The sequence below is a fragment of the Vibrio parahaemolyticus genome (assembly GCF_900460535.1).
GTDB classification, from domain to species: domain Bacteria; phylum Pseudomonadota; class Gammaproteobacteria; order Enterobacterales; family Vibrionaceae; genus Vibrio; species Vibrio parahaemolyticus.
This window is the reverse complement of the sequence record NZ_UHIL01000001.1, coordinates 1,681,236-1,706,300: the sequence shown is the minus strand read 5'-3', so window position 1 is coordinate 1,706,300 and position 25,065 is coordinate 1,681,236. Positions and strand designations below refer to the sequence as shown.

The 25,065-nt window shown below is 42.1% G+C and carries 19 protein-coding genes and 2 pseudogenes; 4 read left to right on the top strand and 17 right to left on the bottom strand.

Annotation, left to right across the window (positions count from 1 at the left end; genetic code table 11):
- Positions 1-38 precede the first annotated feature (38 nt).
- Positions 39-1,244 carry an aromatic amino acid transport family protein gene (locus DYB02_RS08400; RefSeq protein WP_005455065.1) on the bottom strand — a complete coding sequence of 402 codons (1,206 nt, stop codon included), beginning with the start codon at positions 1,242-1,244 and terminating at the stop codon, positions 39-41.
- Between the two features lie 175 nt (positions 1,245-1,419).
- Complete coding sequence (locus tag DYB02_RS08395) at positions 1,420-2,610, bottom strand: iron-containing alcohol dehydrogenase (protein WP_029805414.1); 1,191 nt, start codon at positions 2,608-2,610, stop codon at positions 1,420-1,422.
- 576 nt (positions 2,611-3,186) lie between these two features.
- Between DYB02_RS08395 and DYB02_RS08385 the strand changes: the two genes are divergently transcribed.
- On the top strand, positions 3,187-4,452 hold the full coding sequence (locus DYB02_RS08385) for an HD-GYP domain-containing protein (RefSeq protein WP_025555931.1): 1,266 nt from the start codon (positions 3,187-3,189) through the stop codon (positions 4,450-4,452).
- Positions 4,453-4,517: 65 nt separating this feature from the next.
- Here DYB02_RS08385 and DYB02_RS08380 read toward each other — a convergent pair whose 3' ends face one another.
- The 15 genes and pseudogenes from DYB02_RS08380 to DYB02_RS08310 form a co-directional block, all read right to left on the bottom strand.
- Entirely contained in the window at positions 4,518-5,120 is a 603-nt protein-coding gene (locus DYB02_RS08380; RefSeq protein WP_029807243.1) for a 2OG-Fe(II) oxygenase, read from the bottom strand.
- A 159-nt stretch (positions 5,121-5,279) separates the two neighbouring features.
- Positions 5,280-5,615 (bottom strand): annotated as a pseudogene (locus tag DYB02_RS08375) (TerC family protein); the annotation flags it as partial.
- A 148-nt stretch (positions 5,616-5,763) separates the two neighbouring features.
- Positions 5,764-6,255 carry a hypothetical protein gene (locus tag DYB02_RS08370; RefSeq protein WP_021822886.1) on the bottom strand — a complete coding sequence of 164 codons (492 nt, stop codon included), beginning with the start codon at positions 6,253-6,255 and terminating at the stop codon, positions 5,764-5,766.
- An 8-nt stretch (positions 6,256-6,263) separates the two neighbouring features.
- Positions 6,264-6,839: an imm11 family protein gene (locus DYB02_RS08365; RefSeq protein WP_029807166.1), complete on the bottom strand. Its 576-nt coding sequence runs from the start codon at positions 6,837-6,839 to the stop codon at positions 6,264-6,266.
- Between the two features lie 170 nt (positions 6,840-7,009).
- Positions 7,010-7,498: a hypothetical protein gene (locus DYB02_RS08360; protein WP_025541023.1), complete on the bottom strand. Its 489-nt coding sequence runs from the start codon at positions 7,496-7,498 to the stop codon at positions 7,010-7,012.
- 21 nt (positions 7,499-7,519) lie between these two features.
- Positions 7,520-8,086 (bottom strand): imm11 family protein, encoded by a 567-nt coding sequence (locus DYB02_RS08355; RefSeq protein ID WP_023624962.1) that lies wholly within the window; start codon positions 8,084-8,086, stop codon positions 7,520-7,522.
- Positions 8,087-8,093: 7 nt separating this feature from the next.
- Positions 8,094-8,840 (bottom strand): AHH domain-containing protein, encoded by a 747-nt coding sequence (locus DYB02_RS08350; RefSeq protein WP_225868807.1) that lies wholly within the window; start codon positions 8,838-8,840, stop codon positions 8,094-8,096.
- Between the two features lie 2 nt (positions 8,841-8,842).
- Positions 8,843-10,279 (bottom strand): annotated as a pseudogene (locus DYB02_RS08345) (PAAR-like domain-containing protein); the annotation flags it as partial.
- Positions 10,280-10,604: 325 nt separating this feature from the next.
- Positions 10,605-11,222 (bottom strand): imm11 family protein, encoded by a 618-nt coding sequence (locus tag DYB02_RS08340; protein WP_017448489.1) that lies wholly within the window; start codon positions 11,220-11,222, stop codon positions 10,605-10,607.
- On the bottom strand, positions 11,223-14,414 hold the full coding sequence (locus tag DYB02_RS08335) for a PAAR-like domain-containing protein (RefSeq protein ID WP_041955151.1): 3,192 nt from the start codon (positions 14,412-14,414) through the stop codon (positions 11,223-11,225).
- Between the two features lie 149 nt (positions 14,415-14,563).
- The gene (gene icmH / locus DYB02_RS08330; RefSeq protein WP_005449458.1) at positions 14,564-15,355 is read right to left on the bottom strand and encodes a type IVB secretion system protein IcmH/DotU; all 792 of its coding nucleotides are present in this window, start codon (positions 15,353-15,355) and stop codon (positions 14,564-14,566) included.
- Positions 15,352-16,677: a type VI secretion system baseplate subunit TssK gene (gene tssK / locus DYB02_RS08325; protein WP_005480714.1), complete on the bottom strand. Its 1,326-nt coding sequence runs from the start codon at positions 16,675-16,677 to the stop codon at positions 15,352-15,354. Before tssK ends, icmH begins: the two co-directional genes overlap by 4 nt.
- Before the next feature lie 11 nt (positions 16,678-16,688).
- Positions 16,689-17,189, bottom strand: a complete 501-nt coding sequence (gene tssJ / locus DYB02_RS08320; RefSeq protein ID WP_011105829.1) for a type VI secretion system lipoprotein TssJ — start codon at positions 17,187-17,189, stop codon at positions 16,689-16,691.
- The gene (locus DYB02_RS08315; RefSeq protein WP_025559230.1) at positions 17,182-18,702 is read right to left on the bottom strand and encodes an FHA domain-containing protein; all 1,521 of its coding nucleotides are present in this window, start codon (positions 18,700-18,702) and stop codon (positions 17,182-17,184) included. The genes tssJ and DYB02_RS08315 overlap by 8 nt, the downstream gene beginning before the upstream one ends.
- Before the next feature lie 9 nt (positions 18,703-18,711).
- On the bottom strand, positions 18,712-19,311 hold the full coding sequence (locus DYB02_RS08310; RefSeq protein ID WP_005495183.1) for a hypothetical protein: 600 nt from the start codon (positions 19,309-19,311) through the stop codon (positions 18,712-18,714).
- Positions 19,312-19,830: 519 nt separating this feature from the next.
- Here DYB02_RS08310 and DYB02_RS08305 point away from each other — a divergent pair.
- Genes DYB02_RS08305 through DYB02_RS08295 form a run of 3 tightly spaced genes read left to right on the top strand, consistent with a single transcriptional unit; the run spans position 19,831 to position 25,022 of the window.
- On the top strand, positions 19,831-21,126 hold the full coding sequence (locus tag DYB02_RS08305) for a type VI secretion system ImpA family N-terminal domain-containing protein (protein WP_015296676.1): 1,296 nt from the start codon (positions 19,831-19,833) through the stop codon (positions 21,124-21,126).
- 21 nt (positions 21,127-21,147) lie between these two features.
- The gene (tssM, locus tag DYB02_RS08300; protein WP_029805522.1) at positions 21,148-24,537 is read left to right on the top strand and encodes a type VI secretion system membrane subunit TssM; all 3,390 of its coding nucleotides are present in this window, start codon (positions 21,148-21,150) and stop codon (positions 24,535-24,537) included.
- A gap of 32 nt (positions 24,538-24,569) precedes the next feature.
- Positions 24,570-25,022, top strand: a complete 453-nt coding sequence (locus DYB02_RS08295) for an Lrp/AsnC family transcriptional regulator (RefSeq protein ID WP_005480668.1) — start codon at positions 24,570-24,572, stop codon at positions 25,020-25,022.
- The last annotated feature ends 43 nt before the right edge of the window (positions 25,023-25,065 follow it).

Here is a 25,065-nt window from a genome sequence, read left to right as displayed (position 1 = left end):
TCTCTATTGGCTTTTCGCGTTCAATTTAAACTGTGGAACTAACCTAGAGCAGGTAATACACCTAAAGTAATGAGCACTTGCGCTAAAACGATGCCCGTACCCGCTATACCAGTGACGACCAGCGCTCCTTGCCCACCTGCGACACGGTATTCACCTGAGAAATCATCGGAACGACGAACCTTGATCACCATGACAAGAGGAAGGAAAATCGCAAGAATAGCCAATGCAATCGCCGCGTAACCCAGCGCCATAATGAAGCCTTGTGGGTAAAAAAGCGCAAAACCAAGTGGTGGAGTAAACGTAATCACTGCAGCTAACAAGCGATTTGGTTTCTCACTTTTGCCTTTGATCGTATCACCTAAAAATTCGAACAAACCTAAGCTCACACCTAAAAACGAGGTGAGAAGTGCAAGGTCGGCAAATACACCTACAATGCTGCTCAAGTTGGATTTGTGAACAGTTTGAGATAATTGACCAATAAGTGCACTCAAGCCACCGTTTTCAATAAGCGCATCTTGGCTTACTACGCCTAAGGTAACGATTTGCCAGAAAATGTAGATAACTAAGGGAATCGTCGAACCAACAATAACCGCTTTACGCAAAGATGACGTATCGCCATCTAAGTAGTTTACGATTGCAGGAATACTGCCGTGGAAACCAAACGATGTGAAAATCACTGGAATCGCCGCAACAATAAGTCCCTGTTCGATAGGCATGCTTAGCAAGTATGACTCGGTAACGTTTGGCGCTAAAAATGACAGTACCGCAACCATTGCGACTAGCTTTAACGCAAACAACACGCGGTTTACTTTATCAACTGTTCCTGTACCAATAGTCACCACTAAAGTAACGATCAGAGTGAAAATCACTGTCGCTGTCGGGCCAGAAATGTCTAACTCAAACCACTGAGATAAGCGGTCACCAAATTGGGCACCGCCACCAGCGATGTATGCCGCACACAATGAGTAGAACAAAAATAGCATCGCAAAACTGGCAACCCACTTACCTTTTTGACCAAGGATTTGTTTCGCCAAGGTATGAAGTGTTGCACTACTTTCAGCGTATTGGTGAAGTTCAAGCATCAGTAACGCAGTAAAGGCCATTAACGCCCACAAACTCAACATGATGATCAGTGATGTAGTGAAACCAATGCCAGCGGAGGCAAGAGGAAGAGCTAGCATACCAGCCCCAATTGTAGTACCAGCAATAATTAGGGTACTACCAAACACTTTAGAACGACTCATTGTATATTTATCTTTACATCTTATTGGAAGATATCAGCATCAGATCGGGCAACGGCGCACCAAAACTGACACCATATTTGTAATAAGCACGATATTGTAGGATCTTTGAGAGAAGATCAAGCAAAGTGTAAGGATAAAAAACCACGGCCGTAAAATTATATTTACACAAAACAATCTAAGCGCTTATTTCTATCAATAAGCGAGCGCATTCTTCAGAATTCATAAACTTGGGAACGGGGTAATTCCAATGTGCCTCTTTCAGAATCAGGTCAACCAAGTCTTCGATATCATCTTGTTTTATGGCTGTTGTACATTTTTCGATACCAATAGCATCGTACAAGGATTCAATCTGTTCCAAGAAATGCTCAGCACTTGGTTTGTCTTTCGTATTGATATTGGTCTTCTCGGCAAGCGTTCTTAGCTCATCTTCAATTTCAGGCAAAGAGAACTTTAAGACGGGTAGCAACGCTAATCCATTTGCCATGCCATGTGGCAAACCATACCTTGCCCCTAAGTTGTGCGCGAAAGCATGCACGTACCCAAGACTTGCCTTGGTAAAAGCTAGCCCTGCGTAGTAAGACGCCATGGCCATTTTGTATCGAGCTTCAATATCTCCCCCGTGAGCCACTGCTTTGGGTAAATAACGAAATATCAATTTGATTGCAGCGACTGAATACTCTTGAGTTTCTGGTGTCGCATTGCGCGAAATGTAGGCTTCTACCGCATGAGTTAACGCATCAATCCCTGTGTCAGCAGTGATTTTGGCTGGCAAACCGATAAGCAAGTCAGGATCGAGCGCGGCCATAATCGGCACCAGTTTCGGGTCCATCAAGGGCGTTTTTAAATGTGTGTCTGGGTCTGAAACCACTGCCGCGATCGTCACTTCAGAACCAGTGCCAGAAGTGGTTGGAATAACAAACAGAGGCGCTGGGGTTCGCCATACTTTGAAAAGTCCTGAGAGCTTTTTGATTGAGCGCTTGTTACTTACTCTTGCAGCAATCACTTTTGCACAGTCAATGGCAGATCCGCCACCTAACGCCAAAATGGCTTCCGATTGAGAGGCGTTGTAAACACGTAATCCATCTTCCACTTGATCGTAAGTTGGGTCTGGTTTTACTTCAGAAAACACGCCCACCTGTAAACCCAACCCCTGCGTTTGCTCCAAGACTTTACCTACCATACCGATTCGAACTAATCCCTCATCGGTCACTAGCAACAAACGTCGAAAACCTAGATCAGATATCGCCTCCAACAACTCAGATACGGCTCCCGAACCAGAAAACAGCGTCGGCCGTGGAAGTGGCAGCACATGCGCGGCGATTTTTAGCCCTTTGGTGTAACTGCGATACAAACAATGTTTCAACATACAAATTCCTTTTGAGTTGGAGCAATTAGTCTAGTAGTTTTTTCAGGCAACTCTTCTTTGCGGCTTCACAAATTCGCAATCGAGTCGTTTACCTTTTCTTCCTTTAACTCATTGAGCTAATTAAGAAACAAAATGGGGATATTTTCTTTCCTACAGTGACCACCACAATAGGTATTCCATCTGCACCGTCCTTACGAATTACATTGAGAGTGGCAGCAAAACGTGCACCGTCACTTTGAGGCCGAAAACCCTAAAGTCGTCTCTCCCCCTTTGTGTGCTGATGTTTTAGTCAAAAGTAGAAATAAGAATACGTTGCATCATGATTTATTGTCGTTTTCAAAGAAGTCAACCAAAGCAACAAGAATCTTTTAAAACCAATACTCAGCTCAAAGAACTGACGTTAAACAGTGAGCTTCGAGTGATATTCTTATGCAACTAGGATTATTATCTACGCCATAATTAAAATTACGTCCAAATAGCCCACCTTTAAGGGTTCTTTTCGCTGTCGCGCCCTTTCTCTAAATATCAGGCCATGATGTCGGTTTGCGTGGGCTTAAAAACATGTCGGTATAAATAATGAAGCATTCTTCCTCTCCCGATGCTATCGCGGGTTTTGAAGTCGATCTAAAACAAGCACTCATCTGGGTCGCCCGTGCACTCGACTATGTAGGTGTCGATGACACTCACCACAGTCACCGTGTCGCATACATCGCCTACCAATGCGCTCTAGCCTTAAATTGGGATTTAACGAAAGCAGAGTTTTGTTACTTTGCAGGCATGATTCACGATTGTGGCGTCTCTGAAACGCAAGAACATAAAATGCTACTGGACGAGCTCATCCCTCAAGATGCCAAAGCGCACTGTCTGCGCGGCTACCAAACGCTCAAACAATGTCGCCTTTTAAGTCAATTTGCCGTTCCAGTGCTTTATCACCACACCCATTGGGATGAGCTGCAACATCTCGACCTGCCTGAATTCGAAAAAGACGTTGCGGCCCTACTCTACCTTTCTGATCGACTAGACTTCATGCGTGCGCGCTATGTAATGAACTGCCACTGTGACATTGTCACTTTGCATGAGGAGTTGATTGCAGAATGTGTATTGGCGAATGCTGGCACCTTATTTAATCCCGTTATGTGCAAAGCCATGGTTAAGCTCATCATGACCGACGGATTTTGGTTCGCGATGGAATCAGAAAACATCGAAACCATTGGTCTGAATTTTAAGAGCATTGATTGGTTACAAAAACAGTTAACCATTTGGGACATGAACAGCCTTGGATTATTTCTGGCGCGCATTGTCGATGCGAAAAGCCCATTTACTTATCAACACTCGCAAAAAGTTGCTGAGTTGTCGCGCTATTTGGCGGGCAAATTAGGACTCGATGAACACGACCAAGAAATGCTGTTTATTGCCGGTTTGGTTCACGACATAGGTAAGCTAAAGACGCCAGATGAAATTCTACATAAGGAAGGCGCGCTCAGTAAGCAGGAATACACGAGAATCAAACGACATACGATAGATACTCAACTTGCGCTGCATAAGGTGTTCCCAAACGCCAAAATCGCAGAATGGGCTTCAAATCACCATGAACGCTTGGACGGCTCTGGCTACCCTTACCATAAAACAGCAGAAGAACTCGACATCCCTTCTCGCATTATTGCCGTTGCCGATGTGTTTCAGGCACTATCGCAAGATCGCCCTTATCGAGGGCGAATGAGCCAAACACAAATTGCTGAGATCATGGATGACCTAATTGAGCAGAATAAACTCTGCGCTCACGTCTATGAGGTTTTAGAGCAGAATATGACGGCTTGCTACAACATATCTATTTGCCACTAAAGGCGGATTTTCAGACATTAAAAAGGGCGCATCACGCGCCCTTTTTAGTATTTAGTGCCTAGATGTTAACTCGCGATATCCAGAAGGTTATCTCTCACACCATTAATTCTGAACCAGCCTGCGATACTGAAACGCTCCGCGTTAGTCGGCAGCACTTCATGAGGAAACTGTTCAGATAAGAACACCAGTAGACGCCCCCCACGAGGCGGTATTGTCGCGATTTCTTTGTTATTGAGGTCATAGACGACCAGTTCGCCCGCGTCCTCTTCACTCCAAGATTCATTCATGTAGAACACCGTGGTTAAGCGACGGTTTTCGTTCCCTTTAAAGCAATCAAGGTGTTTTTGGTAAAAATCGCCTTTTTCGTACTTAGCAAAGTGCGCTTCATACTCAAACAAACCCAAGAAGAAATGGCGGTTCACCTCTTGTCGAATCTCTTCCATTTTGCTCAAATAATTCGCGATTGGCTGGCCCATAGCTGGTTTTAACCATTGAATTTTGTCACTGCGAATTGATTCAATTCGGGTCACATCATCATTTCGACCAATGCGTGCTTTCTTCCAATTATCCGGTATGCAATCACGTAATTGGGTTACTTCGTCTTCTGAAAGGAAGTCATCCCAAATGTAGTAACCATCCGTTGCTAACGCATCGATCAGCTTGTTCATTTATTTTATTCACTCGTGTGGATTGGGCGGTTTATATAAAAAATTCAATCCAATGCAACAAATGCAACTTTTTGTCGAAACGACAAATTCTGAATCAGTAAATAAAATTGAAAGAAAAGCACACAAAAAACCGCTCTCTTGAGCGGCTAAATTAATAAGTTATCGGGCACCATAGACCACGGTTGGTTGATGCATCGGTCTGATTCGCTGGATAGTTCGGCGTTGTTTGTTCTTTAGTTGGATGTGACACAGTTCCAGCACCAAACCAAACGCCATCGAAAAGTACACATACCCTTTATTGATATGGATTGCGAAGCCTTCGGCCATCAGCAAGCCACCCAGCAATACTAGGAATAGTAGCGCTAAGGTTTTGAAACCAGGGTAACGGGTAACTAGGTTATTGATCTTCTCAGCAGTCATAACCATGACCAATGCAGAAGCAATAATTGCAGCAACCATAAGTGGTACTTCACTTGTTAAACCGACTGCTGTGATGGCAATATTTCAGATAAAAGTGAAATTGGTAGGGATTCACAATTGAACAGTTACCCACAAGCCCATTGCGAATTTTATCTACATAACATCAACTATTAAGAATAGTAATTGGATTGTAATTAAAAGAAAAAGCGCCTTTCGGCGCTTATTATACATCTCTTACCCAAACGTCTTTGACGTCTTTTTCAAGAAGGTCAATCACACTCAGGTGAATAAATACTATGCCAAAATCTTCTTCTAACTTAAATATTAATCGTTCTTCTAAAGGAATATTTTCTAATTTAGAGAAGTCAAACTCTGTTGACTCGATGTCTAACCAGTTCAACTTGCCGTATTGTTTTTCTTTATCCGTCAATTTATAAGCCTGATGGGTGTAAGGCATACGATAATCTTCGTAAACTCTAATTTGATCATCTGTTGGTTGGCTTGGAGAACAATCCACGCGAGCGTCTAACCACTCTACTCCGTGTACGACCAGTTTCTCTACTTCTGATGCAATATCACTGATGATAAATAGCTTTGGAGAAAAGGTCATTTCCAAAAGCAAATCTGGCTCTACTGGCACAATTGGCTTGGGGCTTTGCTGGAATGGGAAGTTACCTAAGTCTTGTTTAGTTAGTAAATGATATTGTTCTTTCATTTTAAGCCTCAAAACTTTGGAGCAAGGTCATCAGTGCTAATCTTAGCTTTTCTCAAAGAGTCAAATTCTGACATAAAGTCAATCACATCAAACAATTCTTCACAAAAAAACATCGCCGTTTCAGCACCTTTTACTCGAAATGCTACTCTATTAGATAACGGAATTTGCTTTAACTTTTCTTCAGAAATAAATAATTCGTGGACTATCAGTTCACCGCTTCTTGGAGAGATTTCGATATCTGAACGCTCTTCATCTAGTACATCTATAATATTATTGATAGCTAAAATGTATCGATTCTGTACTTCTCCATCCTCCAACTTCAGCTGAGAAGGATAATATTCAATACCAAAAGGGTCGAAACTCATTAAGATTTCAGCAAATAGACGACTTACCGATAAATCACCACAATCAACTATCGGTCCAACGTTTTTTATACTTCCTCCTTCACTATCCACCCACACAACAGGGTTTATCGATGAAGTTGGATGATAATGGTTAGTACTGTACAACGACTCTCTGTTATCTACAGAAACAAAGTTAACACTTGAAAAGAAGTAATTTTCGGAGATCAATGAAAAATACATATATACCCTACTTTATTTTTGTTCTTTGATTGTTTTTAATCGACGACCACTATAGCAAAATGCTTTTACTTCTATAGTACTAAGAGTATTATCTTAGTCATTAAAATGATTCATTTTCCTACCTTTAGACTCCATCTTGTGACAAATAAAAAAGCGCCTTTCGGCGCTAATTATACATCTCTTACCCAAACGTCTTTGACGTCTTTTTTAAGAAGGTCAATCACACTCTGGTGAATAAACACTAAGCCAAAGTCTTCTTCTAGCTTAAATATTAATCGTTCTTCTAAGGGAATATTTTCTAATTTAGAAAAGTCAAATTCTGTCGACTCGATGTCTAACCAGTTCAACTTGCCGTATTGTTTTTCTTTGTCCGTCAATTTATAAGTTTGATGGATATAAGGCATTCGATAATCTTCGTAAACTTTAATTTGATCATCTGTTGGTTGGCTTGGAGAACAATCCACGCGAGCATCTAACCACTCTACTCCGTGTACGACCAGTTTCTCTACTTTTGACGCAATATCACTGATGATAAACAGCTTCGGAGAAAAAGTCATTTCCAAAAGCAGATCAGGCTCTACTGGCACTATTGGCTTAGGGCTTTGCTGGAATGGGAAGTCAGTCAGAGATTGTTTAGATAAAACTATATAGTTAGTCATTATTATATTTACCTACTTACACTAGACTCGGGGCGTCTCTTCGGATGTATCAAATGAAAAGGCAACGATACTAGTATTTATTTTACCCTCCTCATCTAAACGGACAAGCGCTTCAAACAACTCGATTGAGAAGAACGTTTTTGTCATTCCGACAGGTTTAAAAACGTGCCTCTTGCTATCCGGAAGTTCCTTGATCTTTTCATCAGATAAGTAAAAACGAGTAGTTACGTCAGTCACTTTTATGCTTTTATCATAATCAACAACATCTACTAAGTTATCTACTGCTATTATGTAGCGCTCAGTTAACACTCCGTCTCCGGAACAGGTTAATTTTGCGGGATAAACTTCAACGCCGTATGGGTCGAAACTCATAATTAGTTCAGCAATAGGCTTAGTGACATTAAAAGCACCACCTCTGATTAAATCTAATGCTTCAATTTCATAGATATCATCATCTTTCCACACAATCTCACTTTTACAAGAAGTGGGAGTGAAATCATTATCATCATAGAAAGACGACCGACTATCAACGGCAGTAAATAATGATTCACCCTCGTTAAAGTCCTCATTTATGTATGCTATTTCCATCTCAAACCTATAATTTACTAGCAACCTTTAGATAATTGAACTTAAGGGATTTCTTATAAAAAAGTCCACTCCATATTTCTTCTATCTCCGGCCAAGTTGTATTTTTGTGTGTTCTTTGCTGACAATCTGAGCTTCTACAACCATTTCCTTTTGGAGAAAAGTCATCTCCTGTATTGTGAAGCAATATCGTAAATTCACTTATCATGTCACAAATTCTTTCCGAAAGATCATTCAATTCTTTTCGATATAGAGTAGGTGGCATTTCACAGTGTAGCTTTTCCAACGTCTCTAGCAATTCTTGCTTTACAAACTTATGATAGGCTTTAGAAGGATATGCTTTAATCTTATTTTTGTCTTTGTTTAGCATACTAGCCCTCTTCATTGGATTCCCTCCATTTAACATCGAGGTAGGCTCTGCATTAGAGTACACTTGTTCATCACTCTTAAGATTAAGTTTACTTACTGTATTTCTACCCGTATGACCGCTAGAATGCCAAGGCAATCGATATTTGCACGCAACCTTTTTAGCTGTACTTTTGTCACTGCTGGGAAGTATTCCTATATTGTCTAAACTGTTCCAACTGTATTCTTTGTTTCGCATCTGTTCTATTCGCTGAGTTGATAGCTTGTCGAACAAATTAAAGCTAATCAGATGATGTCCAGTAAGAGGACAATCACATTTTTCAGCTAATATATGATTGGCCTTTAGTAATGCTTCACCAGAAACATGTCGAGAAAAACCGTTATTGCTCATACTCATTTTTTCCTTCCTGGAAGGACACATTTTTTCTTATGTCGTTTATCGGCAATTGCCCGCTTACAGACTCTACAACGAACTGTTTTAGCCCCTTTGTCCTCATTTGCCTTCGCAGAGTTCTTTCCTGACTGAGCAGACTCACCAGTATTATGTTTTACTTTTGCTGGGTACGTTTTCTCGCCCTTACCTAAGATGCGAGCAAAAAGGTCATCAAACTCGCCCATCGCTTCTTTTAGTTTGTCAGGTACCATCTTGTCGATGATTTTCACCTCATCCGCTAACTTCAGGAAATACGCTCCGAGCTCATCTGCACCCATTCTGTTTGCGTATGAAGCCAACTCGGTGACCACTTCAATACAAGGTTTTAGAACATCGCTAACAATCTGGCTGGTTTGTTTCGCATAATCTATCCAATCTAACGTACGTAAGAATTTTTCTGGATCGCCTTTACCCATGCCTCTTAAAACGGCCAGCAAAGTATCCTTTGATGTTCCTTTCCCGCCTTTTAGCGCAACTTTACAAGTACCTTTGACTGCACTACCAAATATAGGAACGCAGCCGACAAGGGTAAGTGAAAGCGCTAACCAGTTTTCGGGCTTATCACGCTCTTCTTCACTCAACAAAGTCATAATGTTCGCAGATAAATCGCGCACGTCAGCGGCTTGGTCGACAACAGGAATCATCGTCAGCGCTGTATTGGCGATGATCTGCTCTACAGAAGCGTCATCGTTGAAATCACCAAGAATCACGCCCCAAATCCAACTGGCGGCACCAGACATTCGCGTCCAAGCATTTTCCCAGAAGCCAACTTCACCTTTCTTTGTTTCTTCAATGATCAGTTGAGCGTTCGCACTTGGATTGAAGTTTGGGTTGGTCTTAGTTGACACATTCGGCATAAAGTCGCGACTGTCCTCACCGTACTCTATGGCAAACTCACCCGGAGCAACGCCACCGACCGAAGCCTTACCGTTGTTGTCTAATGTTCCTTCAAATACGGCGCCAGATTGGTCGGTTAGAGTGTAAGTTGCACCTTGAACGGGCTCACCGTCTGAGTAAGAGAGGTACAAATCAACCGTATACGTCCCTTCCTGATCTTCCGTAACAGAAACCGATGGATTTTGTGCGCCGCCAAGACACATGGTATTGGCTTTGTTCATTGTCATTTGATCGGACAGGCGACATACGCCCTTACCTTCAAACTTAACCGTTGGTGAGGCTGAAATGAACTTTGCTTCGGCTTCTATCGTGCCGGATGCGACGCCTTTTTTATCGCCGCCCGCATCACCGGTACTTTTTGAAAAAGTACTGCCTTTGACCGCGACACTGCTGCCGCCATCCATAGAGATAGTCGTAGTGCCACCAACAAGATCTTTTTATTTAGCTATGTTGTTAGAAGGGATAGGAACGATCGGCTTGCCGACCTTCGGAAAAAACACTTAAGAAGGTGTGTTTACATGATTTATAGATTAAATCTAGTATTAAATGAAAAAGCGCCTTTCGGCGCTTATTGTATTTGACTTGTCCGGAAGATAGCTCATAAGCTCAACTGTCTATGCATCACCGTTATTGGTTTAAAGCTAATTAATGCATTAACTAGAGCTTCAGATAAATACAACCCACCCTCATCATTCGATAATATTTCATGTTATTTACCCATCTGAGTTTTGTATCTCTCGATGATGAGGAAAACCAATATTGCTCTTTGCCACAGAAGTACACCTACTTTGTCATATAAGCGAAGATTCAGAGAAGCAAAAAAACCTATAAATCACCGAAGTCATCATCACTAAACATTGCAGCAGGTCCCCACTGGTCAACCCTTATGAAACCAACCCCGGTAAGATTTGCCGCTTTTAGAGCATTAACCACTGTTTCATGGAATAGAAATTGTGGTTTTTCTTGGAGTCGAAAAACGAGCCGTTCTTCTAAAGGCACCTTGTCTAACAGCGTTTCATCTAACGACAATGCTCTTAAAAAAAAGTCATTTTCAACATATGTGCCCTTTATGACTGAACGGCCTTGATGTATGGCTCTATAATTATTCCAAATATGCATCATGAAATAGTCCGACCAGACTTTGTCATCATTAGTCACTTCTGTTGGATAAAAATCGACCCCCGGAAACTCAAACGGCAATAAAACCTGTCTAAATTTATCGGATACCATTTGTTCTGCAATTTCGTGATAATCACAAGGGGAGAAATTCTTTTTGTTTCCTTCAAATACTCTAACCTTTCCCAAGCCTGTCACTTCACGCTTTAGGGAACGTTTTGCCATTAAGTGTCTTAATCCTTTATCAGAATCTTTAGTCTGCCCAAGCATATGAAAACCTGCATGGCCAGACTCACACAGTAAATAATATTGGTTATCGTATTTCATCTATTTTCCTAATTCTAATGTGCCGTTAAATCGCCCTAGGCCGAAACCATGATCTCGAGTTTCACAGAAGTTAGCTCGTTGTAATCCTTTTCGCTTCTGCTTGATTGTTGAAACATTACTACAACCAGGCCCTCCTTGACGATAATCTCGTCCGTCGTAAGCAATCGTCCAAGTAAAATCTTGGATATATCCAAGAATTATTTTACTGTGCTTTTTCATTTCACGCTCAAACATCATATTGACTTTCTTTGTATTATCAGCGTATTTACACAGAAAACCATCCTCGACACGGTCTTTTAAATCTAAAACCTGTTTTTTAGCCGCTTTCGGATAACGCAATTCTTTACCTTGAGTGGTCTTAAATAACTTTCTGTTAAAGCTCTTTATATTTTCGTGACGGGCATTAGTTTCATGGCCCTCAAGTATGCTTAGAGCTTTTTCGTTTTCACTCAGCGCCATACCTTGTGCGTGATTTCCCTGATGTCGCTGAACACCCAGCTCACAAGCTAGTTCCATTATTCCAGGAAGAGCCACCAAGTTATGTACATCATTGATATCATAACTAAAATCATCAAAAAGCTCTTTAAATACGTCATCGCTAACTGCTTCTAGCGGGATAACATGGTGAACTTCTAACGAGCCTGTTCCTACATACCAATCATGTCCCTCGGGATAGGATTTACCTTTGCTCCGATAAGCCTTTTCCATCGCATCCAAATATCCACCTTTTTTATTCTGACCTTTCCCTTTTTTCAACCTTTTTCGGTTTTTGCATTTAGAGTCTCTACAAATCGGGCAGATTTTATCTAGCTCTGTTTCATCGTCTTTGGGTTTTTCTTTGTGGTTATTTTTCGAATGCTTCTTACCTGCAACCACATCATTCAGAACTTTTACTAAACGCTCTATGACTTTCCCAGACGATCTCGCTGTCGTTGCACCTGTCAATAAGACAGCCATTGCGGGGCCACCGACACCGCCAGCGGCAGTACCGGCAGCAGTCCCGCCAACTACTATCGCTCCATCAATACCCTTTTGAGTCGCTAGGGATAGGCTATATTTCACCGCTTCATCTGCAGGTAATGCGTCCAGATATAGCTGAGGAATAGTTAGCAGATATTCTCTAATTTCCTGATCAGAAATGATAAGAAGTAACCGCTCCATTGCTTCAGTCGCCTCTTGTAAGTACAGAGCCCCTCGATCAACCCTTTTCAACGCTTCTTCTAGCTCATCGATATCACCGGTCGTAATGGCATAAATTAATACGCTGAGGTCAATATCTAGAGCATCTAGGTAATCGCCAATCTCTCCAAAGTCAGGCACATAGTTTGTTACACCATCTCCCACCCCTTCGATTGATGACTTAGCCATTTCCCAAAGGTATTCTGTCGTCGACGCACTGTCTAACTCGGCTTTTCTCGCTCGAAGTTCGTTTAATTCTTCTTCAGTTTGCGCCTTTAGCTCTTCAAGTAACTCTTTCTGAGGGCTTGGTTGGGTAGCGTTGTAAGCAATGGTTTCTTTTACAAGATAATCGGCATACTTTTTGATTTCCTCTTTTAGCACGTCTAACTGCGCCGGACGATCCGCTTCGGCTTTGGCTGCTTTATCTGGATCACCGAACTCAATTTTCGGCACTTCGTGCTGAGGAACCCCATAAACACTTGCGATCCCTTTACCATTAAGTAGGCCTTCGAAGACCTCACCACTACTATAAGTGAGTTTATAAGGTACATTTGATACTGGTGTTTTTTCTTTGTCGTCGTAACACAACTCCAATGCAAAAGGTACTGGTAGTGTTCTTTCTGCGTGTACAACATCTGATACTTTTTCGGACTGAGTCGTTTGTCCATTAGAAAAGGTATTCACAACTTTTGGCTTTGCACCGTTAGAAATCAGTTTTGAACTTTTCTCTTGCAGCTTCTCCATACCTGAAGCGGTGATATCTGGTAGTTTTGCTTTTACTTCGTTGGCACTTTTTGCTTGAACCTGCAACGTTTCGTAAGCAACTTGATACCCCTTCATCGACGCGTATTTTGACAGAGTATCAAATCGTTGAACAACTTTGCTCAGTATGGTGTCAAGCTGCCCAGAGATTAACTTTGTCCAGTTACTCCAGTTTAATTCTTTTAAATACTTCTCTGAATCACCGTATCCTTGCTGCCTCAACAGAGCCAGTATATTGTTATGCGATTCATCTTCGTGTATGGAATGTAATAAGTTAAGCGTTACACCGTTTTTATCAATGATTGGTGCGACTTGAGCTATCAATTCGTTTGCTACTACAGAATAATCATCGTTTGTGCCAAATAGTAGCGCGATATTTTGCGAGATATCATTCGCTTCTTTCTCTGTTAACTCATACTCAAAATGCGCTCTTACTTCCGTTGCTAACATTGAGATAAAGTCTTTATCTGAACCTAAGTTTTCGTCAAAAACACCCCAAGTACTACGGACGCTGTCGACACTTCTAGGCTCCCAAAACGGGAGTTTTTCTTTTGCACAATGGGCAAAGAGCTCGTCATCGCTCCACTCATATTTATGTCCATTTAAGCCACGAGATGTTTTAGCTTCATATTTTCTTGAATCTTCCTCGTAGACGACATAGCACTCACCTGGGGGTAAAGAGGACACACTACTGCGCCCATTAGAATCAAGTATTCCACTTCCTATTTCAGCATTATTCCCGTCAAAAACCTTAAACTTCGCATTAGCAAGAGGTTCTCCATCAGGATAGCGGCACTCTATATCCAGCGTATACGTCCCTTCCTGCTCTTCCGTCACAGAGACCGATGGGTTTTGTGCGCCACTAAGACACATAGTGTTAGCTTTGTTCATGGTCATTTGATCGGACAGGCGACATACGCCCTTACCTTCAAACTTAACCGTTGGTGAGGCTGAGATGAATTTTGCTTCGGCTTCTATGGTGCCGGATGCTACGCCTTTTTTATCGCCACCCGCATCACCGGTACTTTTTGAAAACGTACTACCTTTGATCGCGACACTGTTGCCACCATCCATAGAGATAGTCGTAGTGCCACCAGCAAGGTCTGCAGATTTAGCATTGTTGCCATAAGGGATAGGAACGATCGGCTTGCCGACCTTCGTTAAACAAACATCTGGGAGCGTTGCATTCGCTTCACCACCTGAGCCTTTATGAACTATCGAAAGTCCATTTGCACCAACTGTTACGCCCATAACCAATCCATTTGAATTTTGTTGATTGAATAATAAAAGAGATCGCACATTGCAATCCCTCCAAATGACTAGTGAATTTCACTAAATCGCTAGTGATATTCACAATAAACCTTAAAACTGGCAGAAGAGCTCATTTCGAGATCTTCTGTTTATCGATACACTTCAAGTAATTGCTGAAACTTTAAATCTATGACGATGTAAGTCGCGGCATACATGATTGCGAAGGTAATCGCACTAATGCCTAAAATCAGTTTGGGTGAAATCACCCTTTTTAACGGCTTCTTAAGGTATTTGGCCTTAAGGTTAACGAGAGAGACTTTCTCTTGCTCTGCTAAGCGTTCGTCACGCACTAAGCGATAAATTGTGTTGCCGATTTCTGCTAGCTTTTCGTTACCGCGCTCTTCACGACCGTATTTACCCTGAAAGCCAAGTTGAAGCAGCAAATACAGAAACTCGATGACGTGACGGTATTTGCGCGGGTCTGCTTTTAAACGCTCGAGAATAACGAAGAACTTATCGCCGCCAGATGTTTCATTGTGGAACTCTGACAGCAAACTGTTCTGGCTCCAATGGCTGTTAGCGCCCCACTCTTGTCGGCAAACCGATTCATCAATCGCAGCACACAAACAGTATCGGATGACCAAAATGGATGCGCGATCCAATTCCATTTCATTGAGCTTACGTTCGCCTTTTCTTATCTCGCGAGCCACTTGTTCACGAAATGGCATTGGGTCATCAAGCCAAGGGATCGAAGACATACAAGACAAGCTGGCGATCAACCATGAAAACTGGTCGACCAACGGGTTGATGCCCATGTTTTCGATGTTTAGATCTTGTACCGCGATATTACGAGACAAGTCAGGCGCTGGCATCACCTCCATCGGTTTGCCAGGCTCTGGTTGGAATAAAACTACAGTGACGTCGGTTTCTGCGTAACTCATAGACGAACTGCCCATAGTTGCAGCGACAAGTTAGCAAAGTCGCCGGCTACGTGAACCGCAATTGCAGCCGTGTTTTTCAGCGCTGCCCACTCTTCGCCAGTCTTATCCAGTTCGAAGTAGGTGTAACCTGCGTGGTAAGGCAATGCGCGAGGTACGACTGGCATTGGTTTAATCTCGATGCCCGGCAGTTGCAGGTTAATCAAGTCACGAATGTTATCGATAGAACCGATCTTCGTTTGACTAACAAACTGGGTGTGAAGAACATCCAAAGTAACGTCGGCTTTAACCGCAAGAATAAAGGTCGTGGTGTCGATAATCTTACTGTCTGGAATCGCTGCCGTTCTAATACCGTAGTTTTGGTCTTTCAACGTCAGTGGGATTGCACGCTGCTCAGACATCACACTTAGTGTCATCTTCGCACTATCCAATGTACGCGATAGACAGCTGGTTAGGTCGCCATGGTTGTACTTGGTGAACTCGATTGGTCGACGAGATGCTGAACACAAAGTCGAAAGCTCACCTTCCGCTTGAAGAAGAATGCGATAAAACGATTCAGGATGAACCCCTTCTGCGCTCGCAAAGTGCCAGAATAGCGGCTCGTATCGGTTTAGAGCTTGCAGCAGCATGAAATCAGAAACTGAAGATACGCCTTGCTGGTCAACCACGCCTAAGCGCTGAACGATGGATTCTGCGCGGTGTTTCAGCATAGAGGCGAATTCGGTTGCGAACTTGTTCAGTACGGTCGAAGCGTGGATATCAATACAAGTCGGGATAAAGCTCTCATCTAAGATGACACTGCCGTCTGGCTTCACTTCTGAGATCTTTAGAATTGGAATCGATGTGTAAGCACTCTTATCTTCATGGTCATACATCAAACAGAAGTTAAGCTTACCGACTACGATGTTTGCCATGTCTTCTGAATCATAACAAGCGTCAACCGCCTCTTGAGATTCCAGTGTGTAACGTGCGCCGTCTTTCTTGGTGCCGAAGAGTTCAGAGCGCTCAGAAGGTAACGGACAACAAAGGTAAACCACTTTGTCAGCAATCGAAGGATCAACGTCTTTCACTTCTGGAAGTTCAGCCAGCAGCGGCAGCTCAAATGGTGTTCTGTCTTGAAGAATACCTTCAGCACGAGTGATACCAATTTTGCCCAACGCCAGTAGTTGCGAGTTAATCTCTAAGCGCTTAATGCCCCAATGCAAAGGTGATGCATTTGCGCTCAGCATGCTCGATAGTTTACTTTGTGAACGATCGAGTTGCTGAAAGTGCTGCGGCTTCATGAACATTCCATCTTGCCAAACAACTGGATTGTATAAAGACATGCTTTTATTCCTTAAAAATAAACTTGTTCAATGCCGCGAGTGTTGTCAGAAATTAACTCACTGCCTTCTAACTTGAGTTTTATGTAGTACTCGCTCTTCTCTTCAATCACTTCGACTTTACGCCAAGAAGAACCGTCAATATCGCGAAACGCGACTGAGAATCCAACCGCACGGGTTGCTGGGTCGAGTTCCAAAAATTCGTGGATCTTTTCACCAGGCTGCATTTGGTATTCATAACGTTTGATGTATTCATCACCCAGTGATGCTTTATCGTTCTCAAACAATGCGAAGAAGTCTAAGCTACGAAACAACACTGGTGACGTCAGTTCGTGAACTCGCAAAATAACCGGAGAGGATTGTCCGCCTTCACGAACATTTAGAACCGAAGACGCCTCAATCACCAACTCAATCGAGGACGTTTCAGGCGTGATGCCTGTTGATTCTTTAAATTGATCCCACATGGCACAACCGGATAGCAAGGCGCATCCGAGCAATATTGCAATACTACGCATGGCTTCCCTTAATCGCTTTGGTGTAGCTTTTCTTGATCAAACCTTTCAATGACGTCTCATTCATTTGACGACGGTTATTGGCGTAGAACTCAAGATACTCACCCCATAACTTTGATTTGGTGGTGAACATGGATTTACTTGCAACGTCGTTTGCAAACGTGACAGGGTCATTCGTTTCAGATTGTTCAATTAGCAACTCATTGAGTGCCTTGTTAAAAATAATTTGATGATCGTTGAGCTCATCCAACATTTGCTCCACCAATTCATTCGGAGACAGCAAGTTCTGACTATTTAGCGTTAACATCAGTTCCGCTAAGTTTGAATCCGCTTCGCTTAAACCTTGTTCACCTTTAAGTGACTCAACTTCATGCAAGTCTTTTTGCAAGTTATCGATACACAAACGAAGACATGCCCCCATTTGTTTAAACAGCAGAGCTTCGTTACTGATCAGATCAGGGTTACTAATACCCAAGCCTTCATAAAACGCTTTACCGATATCTGAAGAATGAGCCGCACTCTCCGTCGCTAGAGACTCGTTGCTTACAAAACCTTGTTGGGCCTCTTTCGCTTTCGCTTTCGTTTCTGGCTGAGTAGGTTGTGCTGATGGAACAAAGGCTTGTGTTACCTCTTCCCATTTCTGGCTAACAGGCTCTGCTCTTTGAGTAACATTTGACGTCGCGTGACTAAGTGGCGCTTCATATTGAGGCTGTTGAGGTTGGTTAACGTCTGGTTGAACCACACTAGCCTGAGGCGAAACGGGCTTCGTGTGCGCAAAATCTTCTGGAATGAACGCGGCTTGCTTAGCTTGCTCTGCCGCTGGTTCAACAGATTCTTTACTCGTGGCAACGCCTCCCAGCCAATCTTCAGGGATTAAATTTGGAATATCGAATTCGGAATGGATACTGAAACTGTCATCAACGACTTGTCGCGTATTTTCGATTGTCTTAGCCGGTGCAGGCTCAGGCTTTTCAACATCGCGGATAAGATAGTCGTCTTCACGCTGCATCGAAAACTTTAGATGCGCAATAGGATCGTCAGTATTAACACCGTCTTGCTTGGTCTCCATGAATAAGTCTTCTAATGAACCGACTTTTTCTTCCTCTTCTACAACCGCCTCACCGAGATTGACGAGTGGATCATTCGATACTCTTTCTGGGGCAATATCGGCGGCAATATCTTGAACAGCGGATATATGCTCTAATGCAACGCCAATCTCGTACTGCCCTAATGAAACAACGTCACCGTCAACAATAGATATCGGTTGATTCTTTAGAATCTTATTACCATTAACCATAGTGCCATTTGTCGACACATCGCTAATGTAGAAAGTGTCACCGTATACACTTATCAAACAGTGTGTACCAGAGATAAAACGGTTATGGTCCGTTAAAGACAGAGTGCAGCTAGGCGCTCGTCCAACTGAGCCACCACCTTCTGGCATTTCAATATGCTTTGCGCCCGTATATTCCTCTGGGCATTTAGAAATAAATAGGACTAGCTGATGTGTTTGCATTGCTAAACCTTAAAAGAGTAGAGAAACAGAAAGCTCAACTCCACCAATTCCGTCATTAACGACTGGAAGAATATAGGAAGCTTGGGGAATAATTTGAATGTGCGCATCAGGGTTACTGCCTAATTTGATGGCCGTACCAAATGTAACGACTGCACCCAACTCAAACTGATCTGTATCTTCGACACTTTCGTAACGGTAGCCATCTTGGTCTACTTTCCAACGGTTTGAATACTGCGAGTAACCAAACGATAAGCCAGCACCGACATAAGGAGTAAATATGCTCCACGAGCTCAGAGCGTATTGAGGAACAACACGAAACTCGTAATTTGTAACTTCTTGATAAAGGCCGTTTGAAGGGGCATTGACATCTTCCGCGAGATAATTCAACCCAAGCCACCAGCGCCAACGGTTGTTATTTTCATCGATTGGGCGGGTATGAATAAGACCGTATCGTAAAGCATCGACGTCACCACTAGAGCCTTCGTCATAGTCAATACTTTCTACAGTGATCATATTGACTGAAGCACCATATCGCTCCCCTTTTGCCACCGCAAAAGTAGAAAAAAAACACATGGCATAAATGAGTCCAACTTGACTAGATTTTGACATTGATTTCCCCAATAAAATCTATTTTTTATTATTTGGAGAAAGGACGATATCAATTACACTCTCTTTTTCAAGATATAAAATAAAGCGACCACAACAAAGCACACTTTAACTACCAAAATAGGCATTTCAACCATTAACAGGCGCATTATAGAACCTTGATAAATAGCCGCATTATTCTAGAAAATTGAATAAGCAAAGACCGTATATCAGCAATTGATAATAAAAAAACACCTAATATTAAGTTCATTAAAATGTTCATTTACATCATAAAAAACTAACAAAATGAATGAAAAATAGGACTTTTCCTACACACAAATTAGCCAATTGATATTAATATTAGGAACAAAGATCACACAAAATGGATTTTAATTAGATTTATCGGCTTTTTATTGTCTAAAAATCTTTTTTTATCTATAAAATCAGAAAAAATGCATTGCATGTCATTTGGCATAGCAAGCGAATACAATAAAAAAATCTATCTTTATTATTTTATTATCAACTCAGTTGGAACTTAACATTATGTTTTTCAGCGACTTCACAAGAAGACCGATCGATGAAAGTAATCCAAGCGGTACCAATCCAAATGGCTTAGACGACTTTGATGAAATAAAACGTCAAATAAATGGCTTGAACAAAGTAACAGGCCGTGTGTCATGGAAGACAGTTCAGACACTATCAAAAGAAATCCTTAGAACGAAAGGCAAAGACTTTCGCTGTAGCTGTTACTTTACTGTGGCAGCCATTAATAATGACGGACTAAAAGGCCTAGTTGAGGGCTTAAATTCTGTGCTCGACTTGTGTGTTGTTTATTGGTTCTCCGCCTATCCTGAGTACACAAAAGCTAATGCCCGTATTAGTGCGATTGAATGGATGGTTGAGTACACTGAAAAACGAATGAAGAAACACCGAGTCCTGCCGGAAGAACTCCCCCTAATTGAAGCGGCTCATCAGCTTTGTCTACGTATCGAAGAGGAACTTCGCCTTCACTATGGTATTAAGGCACCTTCTTTTGGACGTATTCGTCGTCCCCTAAATCAGTGGATTGAAGAGATTAAAGAAGAAAAGGCGAAACAAGAGAAAACCTCACAAACAAAACCTGCGGCAAATCCTCCTTCAGCAGGCATCCGAGTCGAAATAGCACCGCCTAATAGACCTGTTCAAAAGAAAGTAGAGCAGCCTAAAGTGGAAGAAGAGGCCAAATCAAGCCGATTCATTATCTATACAATGATCGGATTGCTGATCATAGCTTTTACGTCCCACTTCATATACAAACAGCATCAATACACAATGCTCAAGGAAAGAATTGGGTCAGCATCACTTACTGAATTAGTGACGATTGTTAACTCGCTCAGTGTCGAAAACAAAAATTACCAAGATGACTTGCGCTCTGTCACGGTTGAGCGTCTTCATACTTTGATGTCAGGTTGGACATTAGATCCAGTCAAAGTGAGCCAGGTCAATACCATTGAACAGTTAACGACTGACCTGACCAAGCTCTATCCAGACTCATCCTCTGCACAACAACTTCGCGATAATTTTTTAGGCCAACGTTCTTATTTTGAAGATGAATTTGAGGCTATATACAAACGTTTTGCATATGCCAGAACGGTCTTTGCCAACATTGCAAAACAAAGTGCAGACAAGGACGCTAAGAAAGCATATGAGTACAGCAATTCGCTATTTCCCCTTCTTGGGCGAATTGAATATGCAGAAAAGAACTCTCAGCGAAAGGAAATTGAACGATCACTTCTTTTGCTGAACGCTTACCTATATAAAATCAACCAGCTACAAGCTGCAGAAAAAGACAATAAATAAAAGTAAAGAAGTTACAGGCTTATGTTCAAACAAAAAATACTAAGAAATCCAGTCGTGGTTTCTACCATAGTGGCTTTGGTATTAGCCGCGATATTTGCAGCGGTATATTTATTCATATTTGAAGACGCAGATAAGCTTTATCTATGGGTTGGTTTAGGAGTTATTACTGGTTTTTATTTTACATTCCAGCTTTCCCTATGGCTTAAGAAAAAAAACAGCTCAAAAGTTCAACGTTTAGAGACGGAAGAAGAAGCTCTTTCAATGGTGATCCGCCCTCTTCTTTCTAATGCGGGCAAAAAGCCAATCTATCTGATGGTTGGTAATAAAGGGGCCGGTCGACGTCAGTTTTTGTTTAATTCCAGCGCAATTAAGCCGATGGACCGTTCTCGCACAGCAAAAAACGATTTCTTCGAATGGTATGAATCTGATGGTGCCGTTTATGTTAAGCCAGATCAACGCCTCATCTTCCAGGAAGTTTCAAGCAGTGATGCTTCTCTCTGGAATACTTTTATTGATGAGGTGATTCGTCATCGTCCGAGAAAACCGTTTTCAGGTTGCTTATTCTTTGTTGATTTCGAATTTATGATTGTATCTGAGCCAGAGCAGAAAGATTACACCATGACAGCGCTATTGCAGCGTTTGAACTCTATCACTGAGAAGACTTCGTCTGCACTACCTGTTTATTTGATGATGACGAAACTCGACAAACTAGATGGCTTTAAAGAATACGTTCACTCTAGTTCACTAAAAACACGTATTGAATTTCTGTCCATTCCATTGAAGGAAGCGAAAGGTGTACTTACCGAATACTACCTAGATAGCTTCCATAATCTGGTAAAAGTGCTAGAAAGCAACGCTTTAGACGCATCGGCAAACTCAACAGATATCAGCGAAAAGCAAGCCATCCTTGCCTTCCCAAAACAGTTTGAACTCTGTCAACGTGAAATCAGCTACGTGCTTGAACGTCTTTGCGATACAAACAATGGCGTTTACTCGTTGGATATTCGCGAAATCTTCTTCTGTTCTTCTTTGCAAGGTGGACGCAAGTACAACTTGTTAGCCAAAAGCTGCAGTAATTACTTCAATTTACCAATTATCGCATCTGAGCACACGCAACTAACTGAAACACCGTACTTTTCTCGCTTCTTGCTTGATTCTCAAATCCTCCCAGAGAGTGACTTCGCAGGCGAGAACAAGACTTACCTACGCATGATTCAGCGTCAAAGCCATTTGGCAATGCTGGCATCCGTTGTCTTATTGGCAGGCGGTACTTATTTTTTTGTCACAACACTAGACAGTAACTTGCGTGTTATTAACCAATTGCTAAATATCGACGAAAAAGTTCAAACAGAACAAGAAGCAAGCTTCAACCAGTTATTGATGAGTGCTACTCGTGCAATCCAACCCTCATACAATGCTTGGTTAGAAGGATCACGAGCATTAGATGAAGAAATAGTACCGCTAAATATAAGCAGGTTAAATGAAAGTACAAAATTAGCTTATGAAGCATTGATTAAAGAGGTTGCTCAACAACTTATGCCTGTTATTGAGCAAGGCTACCGTTTTGAACTGACACACAACCAACATGATGTCACAGCAACGTTGCCGTTATTAAAAGGCTACTTGATGTTGAAGGACCCGACCAAGCGAGATATTCAGTTTTTACGACGCCAAACATTGCAAACACTAACAGACTTGAGCGATAAGCCGGATGTGGTAAATCAAGCTATGCGATACCTGGACGCCTACTTCCGCACTCAATTCTCACCTGTAGATATCAACATGGATGTCGTTCGAGCAACTCGTCGATCATTGTTGGCAAATTCAAATGTGGATCTTGTTTACGCAGGCATTTTAAACCAAGCAGATGCTATCGATCTTGGCACACTCGATCTACAACGTGCAGTTGGCTTTGAATTTAACAACGTATTTAACGAGCCGTTAGATGACAACCGACTAGTAATCGATAAGATTTATACCTCCACTGGCTTTAGTACCTTCTATCGCCCTCGCGTCGACTTGATGTCTAAACAAGTGATCAGTGATAACTGGGTGCTAGGATTGTCCAGCTATGTTATCCCAACCAAAGAAGAGCAAGAATCGTTTAAAAATCAAGTACGTAAAAAGTACACAGATGATTATATCAACTACTGGCGCAACGCTCTCAGTGAGTTAAAAATTCAGAGTTATAGCAATGTGGGTGATCTAACAAATGCTATCGACCTAATCTCTGGACCATCCTCACCAATGACGACTGTATTAAAGCAAGTCTATGCAAATACTCAGTTTTCACCGGTAGGAGAAAAAAACGTACTCATCTCGAAAGTAGACCCAAAACTGGCAGAAGTGGCGAACTCTGCGTCAGAAGAGGTTGAAGAAGTGGTTCAGCCGGATTACTTGTTGATGAAGCGTGTAGAACAAGCGTTCCATCTTCTAAATCAGCTTCAAGTAAGCGAGACTCCTAACTCCCCTACTCCATGGGACGAAACTATCGCAGCTTTAAGCCGAGTTCGCACCTACATGAAAGATATTGCGGATGCTCCCGATCCACAAATGGCAGCACTTGCAGCCGCTCAACACCGAATGAGCAGCTCTGAAGCCGATCCGCTAATTAAACTTAAACAGATTGCTCAGAAGTCACCAGAGCCAGTACGCAGTTGGTTACTTGATGTCGTAAAGCAAAGCTGGTCGGTAATGATCACCGAATCAGCAAAAGGCATTCAAACCCAATGGTATAGTGAAATTTACACCAAATTTAAAGAGATAGGACTTGATAAATACCCATTTGATCTCACAGCAACAGAGGAGATTTCTATCGAAGACTTCGAACTGTTGTTTGCTTCAGGTGGATTGTTAGACACATTTATTCAGAAAAACTTCGCACCGTTCTACGATACCAACTTGTGGGTACCAAAACAGGTGGATGGTGAAACAATGCCATTATCTTCAGCCTTACTGGTGCAATTGCGCAATTACAACGTTATCCGCGACACGCTGATCAATAAGAGTACTAACCGAGTTTATATTCCATTCAGTGCGAAAGTATTAGATCTTGACTCAAGTGCTATCAGAGCCAGTTTGAAAATCTCTGACACTGATATCAACTACTATCACGGTCCGAGCCGAATTCGTGAAATGGAGTGGCCACCGCAAAACGGCGACTTCAACATTAGTATCACGATCCAAGATGTGACAGACGAAGGTAAACAACACGTTTTAAATAAGAGTGGTCAATGGGCGATATATAGATTGCTAGGTGATTCGACCCTGACAAACACTCATAACGGTAGCTTCGTTAGTGACATAAAAGTATCAGGGAGGGATTTGAGCCTCCGTATAACTCCCTTGACACAAAAAAACCCTTTCACTTTGGCTGAGTTGTACAACTTTACGCTCCCAGAGTCGATTTGATAACAATATAATAACCAGAATAGGCAGAACACATGATTTCTAATATGACTTTACAAGGCTTAGATAAGTTAGATCGCAAAATACTTTCCAGCCTGTTAACAAACGGGCGTGAGTCTATTGCAAATCTCTCTAGAAATATCGGTTTGTCCCGTACTGCTGTCGCAGAAAGGATCAATAGGTTGGAAAAAACCGGTATTATAAAAGGCTATACCGCACAAATTCGGATTGAAAGTGACGGGAGAAAAGCTGCTAGCTATTTACTTATCTCATGTGAAAAAGGAAAGAAAAACGAAGTAACTAACGCCCTAAAGGAAATTCCTGAAGTACGTCTTACGAGCGTAGTTGGCGGCAGCTTCGATATTATTGCTTTGATTGAAGCACCAGACCTTCAGTCTATTCACCACCTTTGTAACGAAATTGAGTCTTTTAATGGGATACAAAAACTAGACACTACGGTTGTACTTCATCAGCCGATCAGTCGATAGAGTTTTCCCAATCTCACACATATCAAAAAGCCGCTCATTGAGC

Bases quoted from the DNA above. Each gene is read 5' to 3' on its own strand.
- DYB02_RS08400 (WP_005455065.1), bottom strand. From the start codon at position 1,244: ATGAGTCGTTCTAAAGTGTTTGGTAGTACCCTAATTATTGCTGGTACT.
- DYB02_RS08395 (WP_029805414.1), bottom strand. From the start codon at position 2,610: ATGTTGAAACATTGTTTGTATCGCAGTTACACCAAAGGGCTAAAAATC.
- DYB02_RS08385 (WP_025555931.1), top strand. From the start codon at position 3,187: ATGAAGCATTCTTCCTCTCCCGATGCTATCGCGGGTTTTGAAGTCGAT.
- DYB02_RS08380 (WP_029807243.1), bottom strand. From the start codon at position 5,120: ATGAACAAGCTGATCGATGCGTTAGCAACGGATGGTTACTACATTTGG.
- DYB02_RS08370 (WP_021822886.1), bottom strand. From the start codon at position 6,255: ATGAAAGAACAATATCATTTACTAACTAAACAAGACTTAGGTAACTTC.
- DYB02_RS08365 (WP_029807166.1), bottom strand. From the start codon at position 6,839: ATGTATTTTTCATTGATCTCCGAAAATTACTTCTTTTCAAGTGTTAAC.
- DYB02_RS08360 (WP_025541023.1), bottom strand. From the start codon at position 7,498: ATGACTAACTATATAGTTTTATCTAAACAATCTCTGACTGACTTCCCA.
- DYB02_RS08355 (WP_023624962.1), bottom strand. From the start codon at position 8,086: ATGGAAATAGCATACATAAATGAGGACTTTAACGAGGGTGAATCATTA.
- DYB02_RS08350 (WP_225868807.1), bottom strand. From the start codon at position 8,840: ATGAGCAATAACGGTTTTTCTCGACATGTTTCTGGTGAAGCATTACTA.
- DYB02_RS08340 (WP_017448489.1), bottom strand. From the start codon at position 11,222: ATGAAATACGATAACCAATATTATTTACTGTGTGAGTCTGGCCATGCA.
- DYB02_RS08335 (WP_041955151.1), bottom strand. From the start codon at position 14,414: ATGGGCGTAACAGTTGGTGCAAATGGACTTTCGATAGTTCATAAAGGC.
- icmH (WP_005449458.1), bottom strand. From the start codon at position 15,355: ATGAGTTACGCAGAAACCGACGTCACTGTAGTTTTATTCCAACCAGAG.
- tssK (WP_005480714.1), bottom strand. From the start codon at position 16,677: ATGTCTTTATACAATCCAGTTGTTTGGCAAGATGGAATGTTCATGAAG.
- tssJ (WP_011105829.1), bottom strand. From the start codon at position 17,189: ATGCGTAGTATTGCAATATTGCTCGGATGCGCCTTGCTATCCGGTTGT.
- DYB02_RS08315 (WP_025559230.1), bottom strand. From the start codon at position 18,702: ATGCAAACACATCAGCTAGTCCTATTTATTTCTAAATGCCCAGAGGAA.
- DYB02_RS08310 (WP_005495183.1), bottom strand. From the start codon at position 19,311: ATGTCAAAATCTAGTCAAGTTGGACTCATTTATGCCATGTGTTTTTTT.
- DYB02_RS08305 (WP_015296676.1), top strand. From the start codon at position 19,831: ATGTTTTTCAGCGACTTCACAAGAAGACCGATCGATGAAAGTAATCCA.
- tssM (WP_029805522.1), top strand. From the start codon at position 21,148: ATGTTCAAACAAAAAATACTAAGAAATCCAGTCGTGGTTTCTACCATA.
- DYB02_RS08295 (WP_005480668.1), top strand. From the start codon at position 24,570: ATGATTTCTAATATGACTTTACAAGGCTTAGATAAGTTAGATCGCAAA.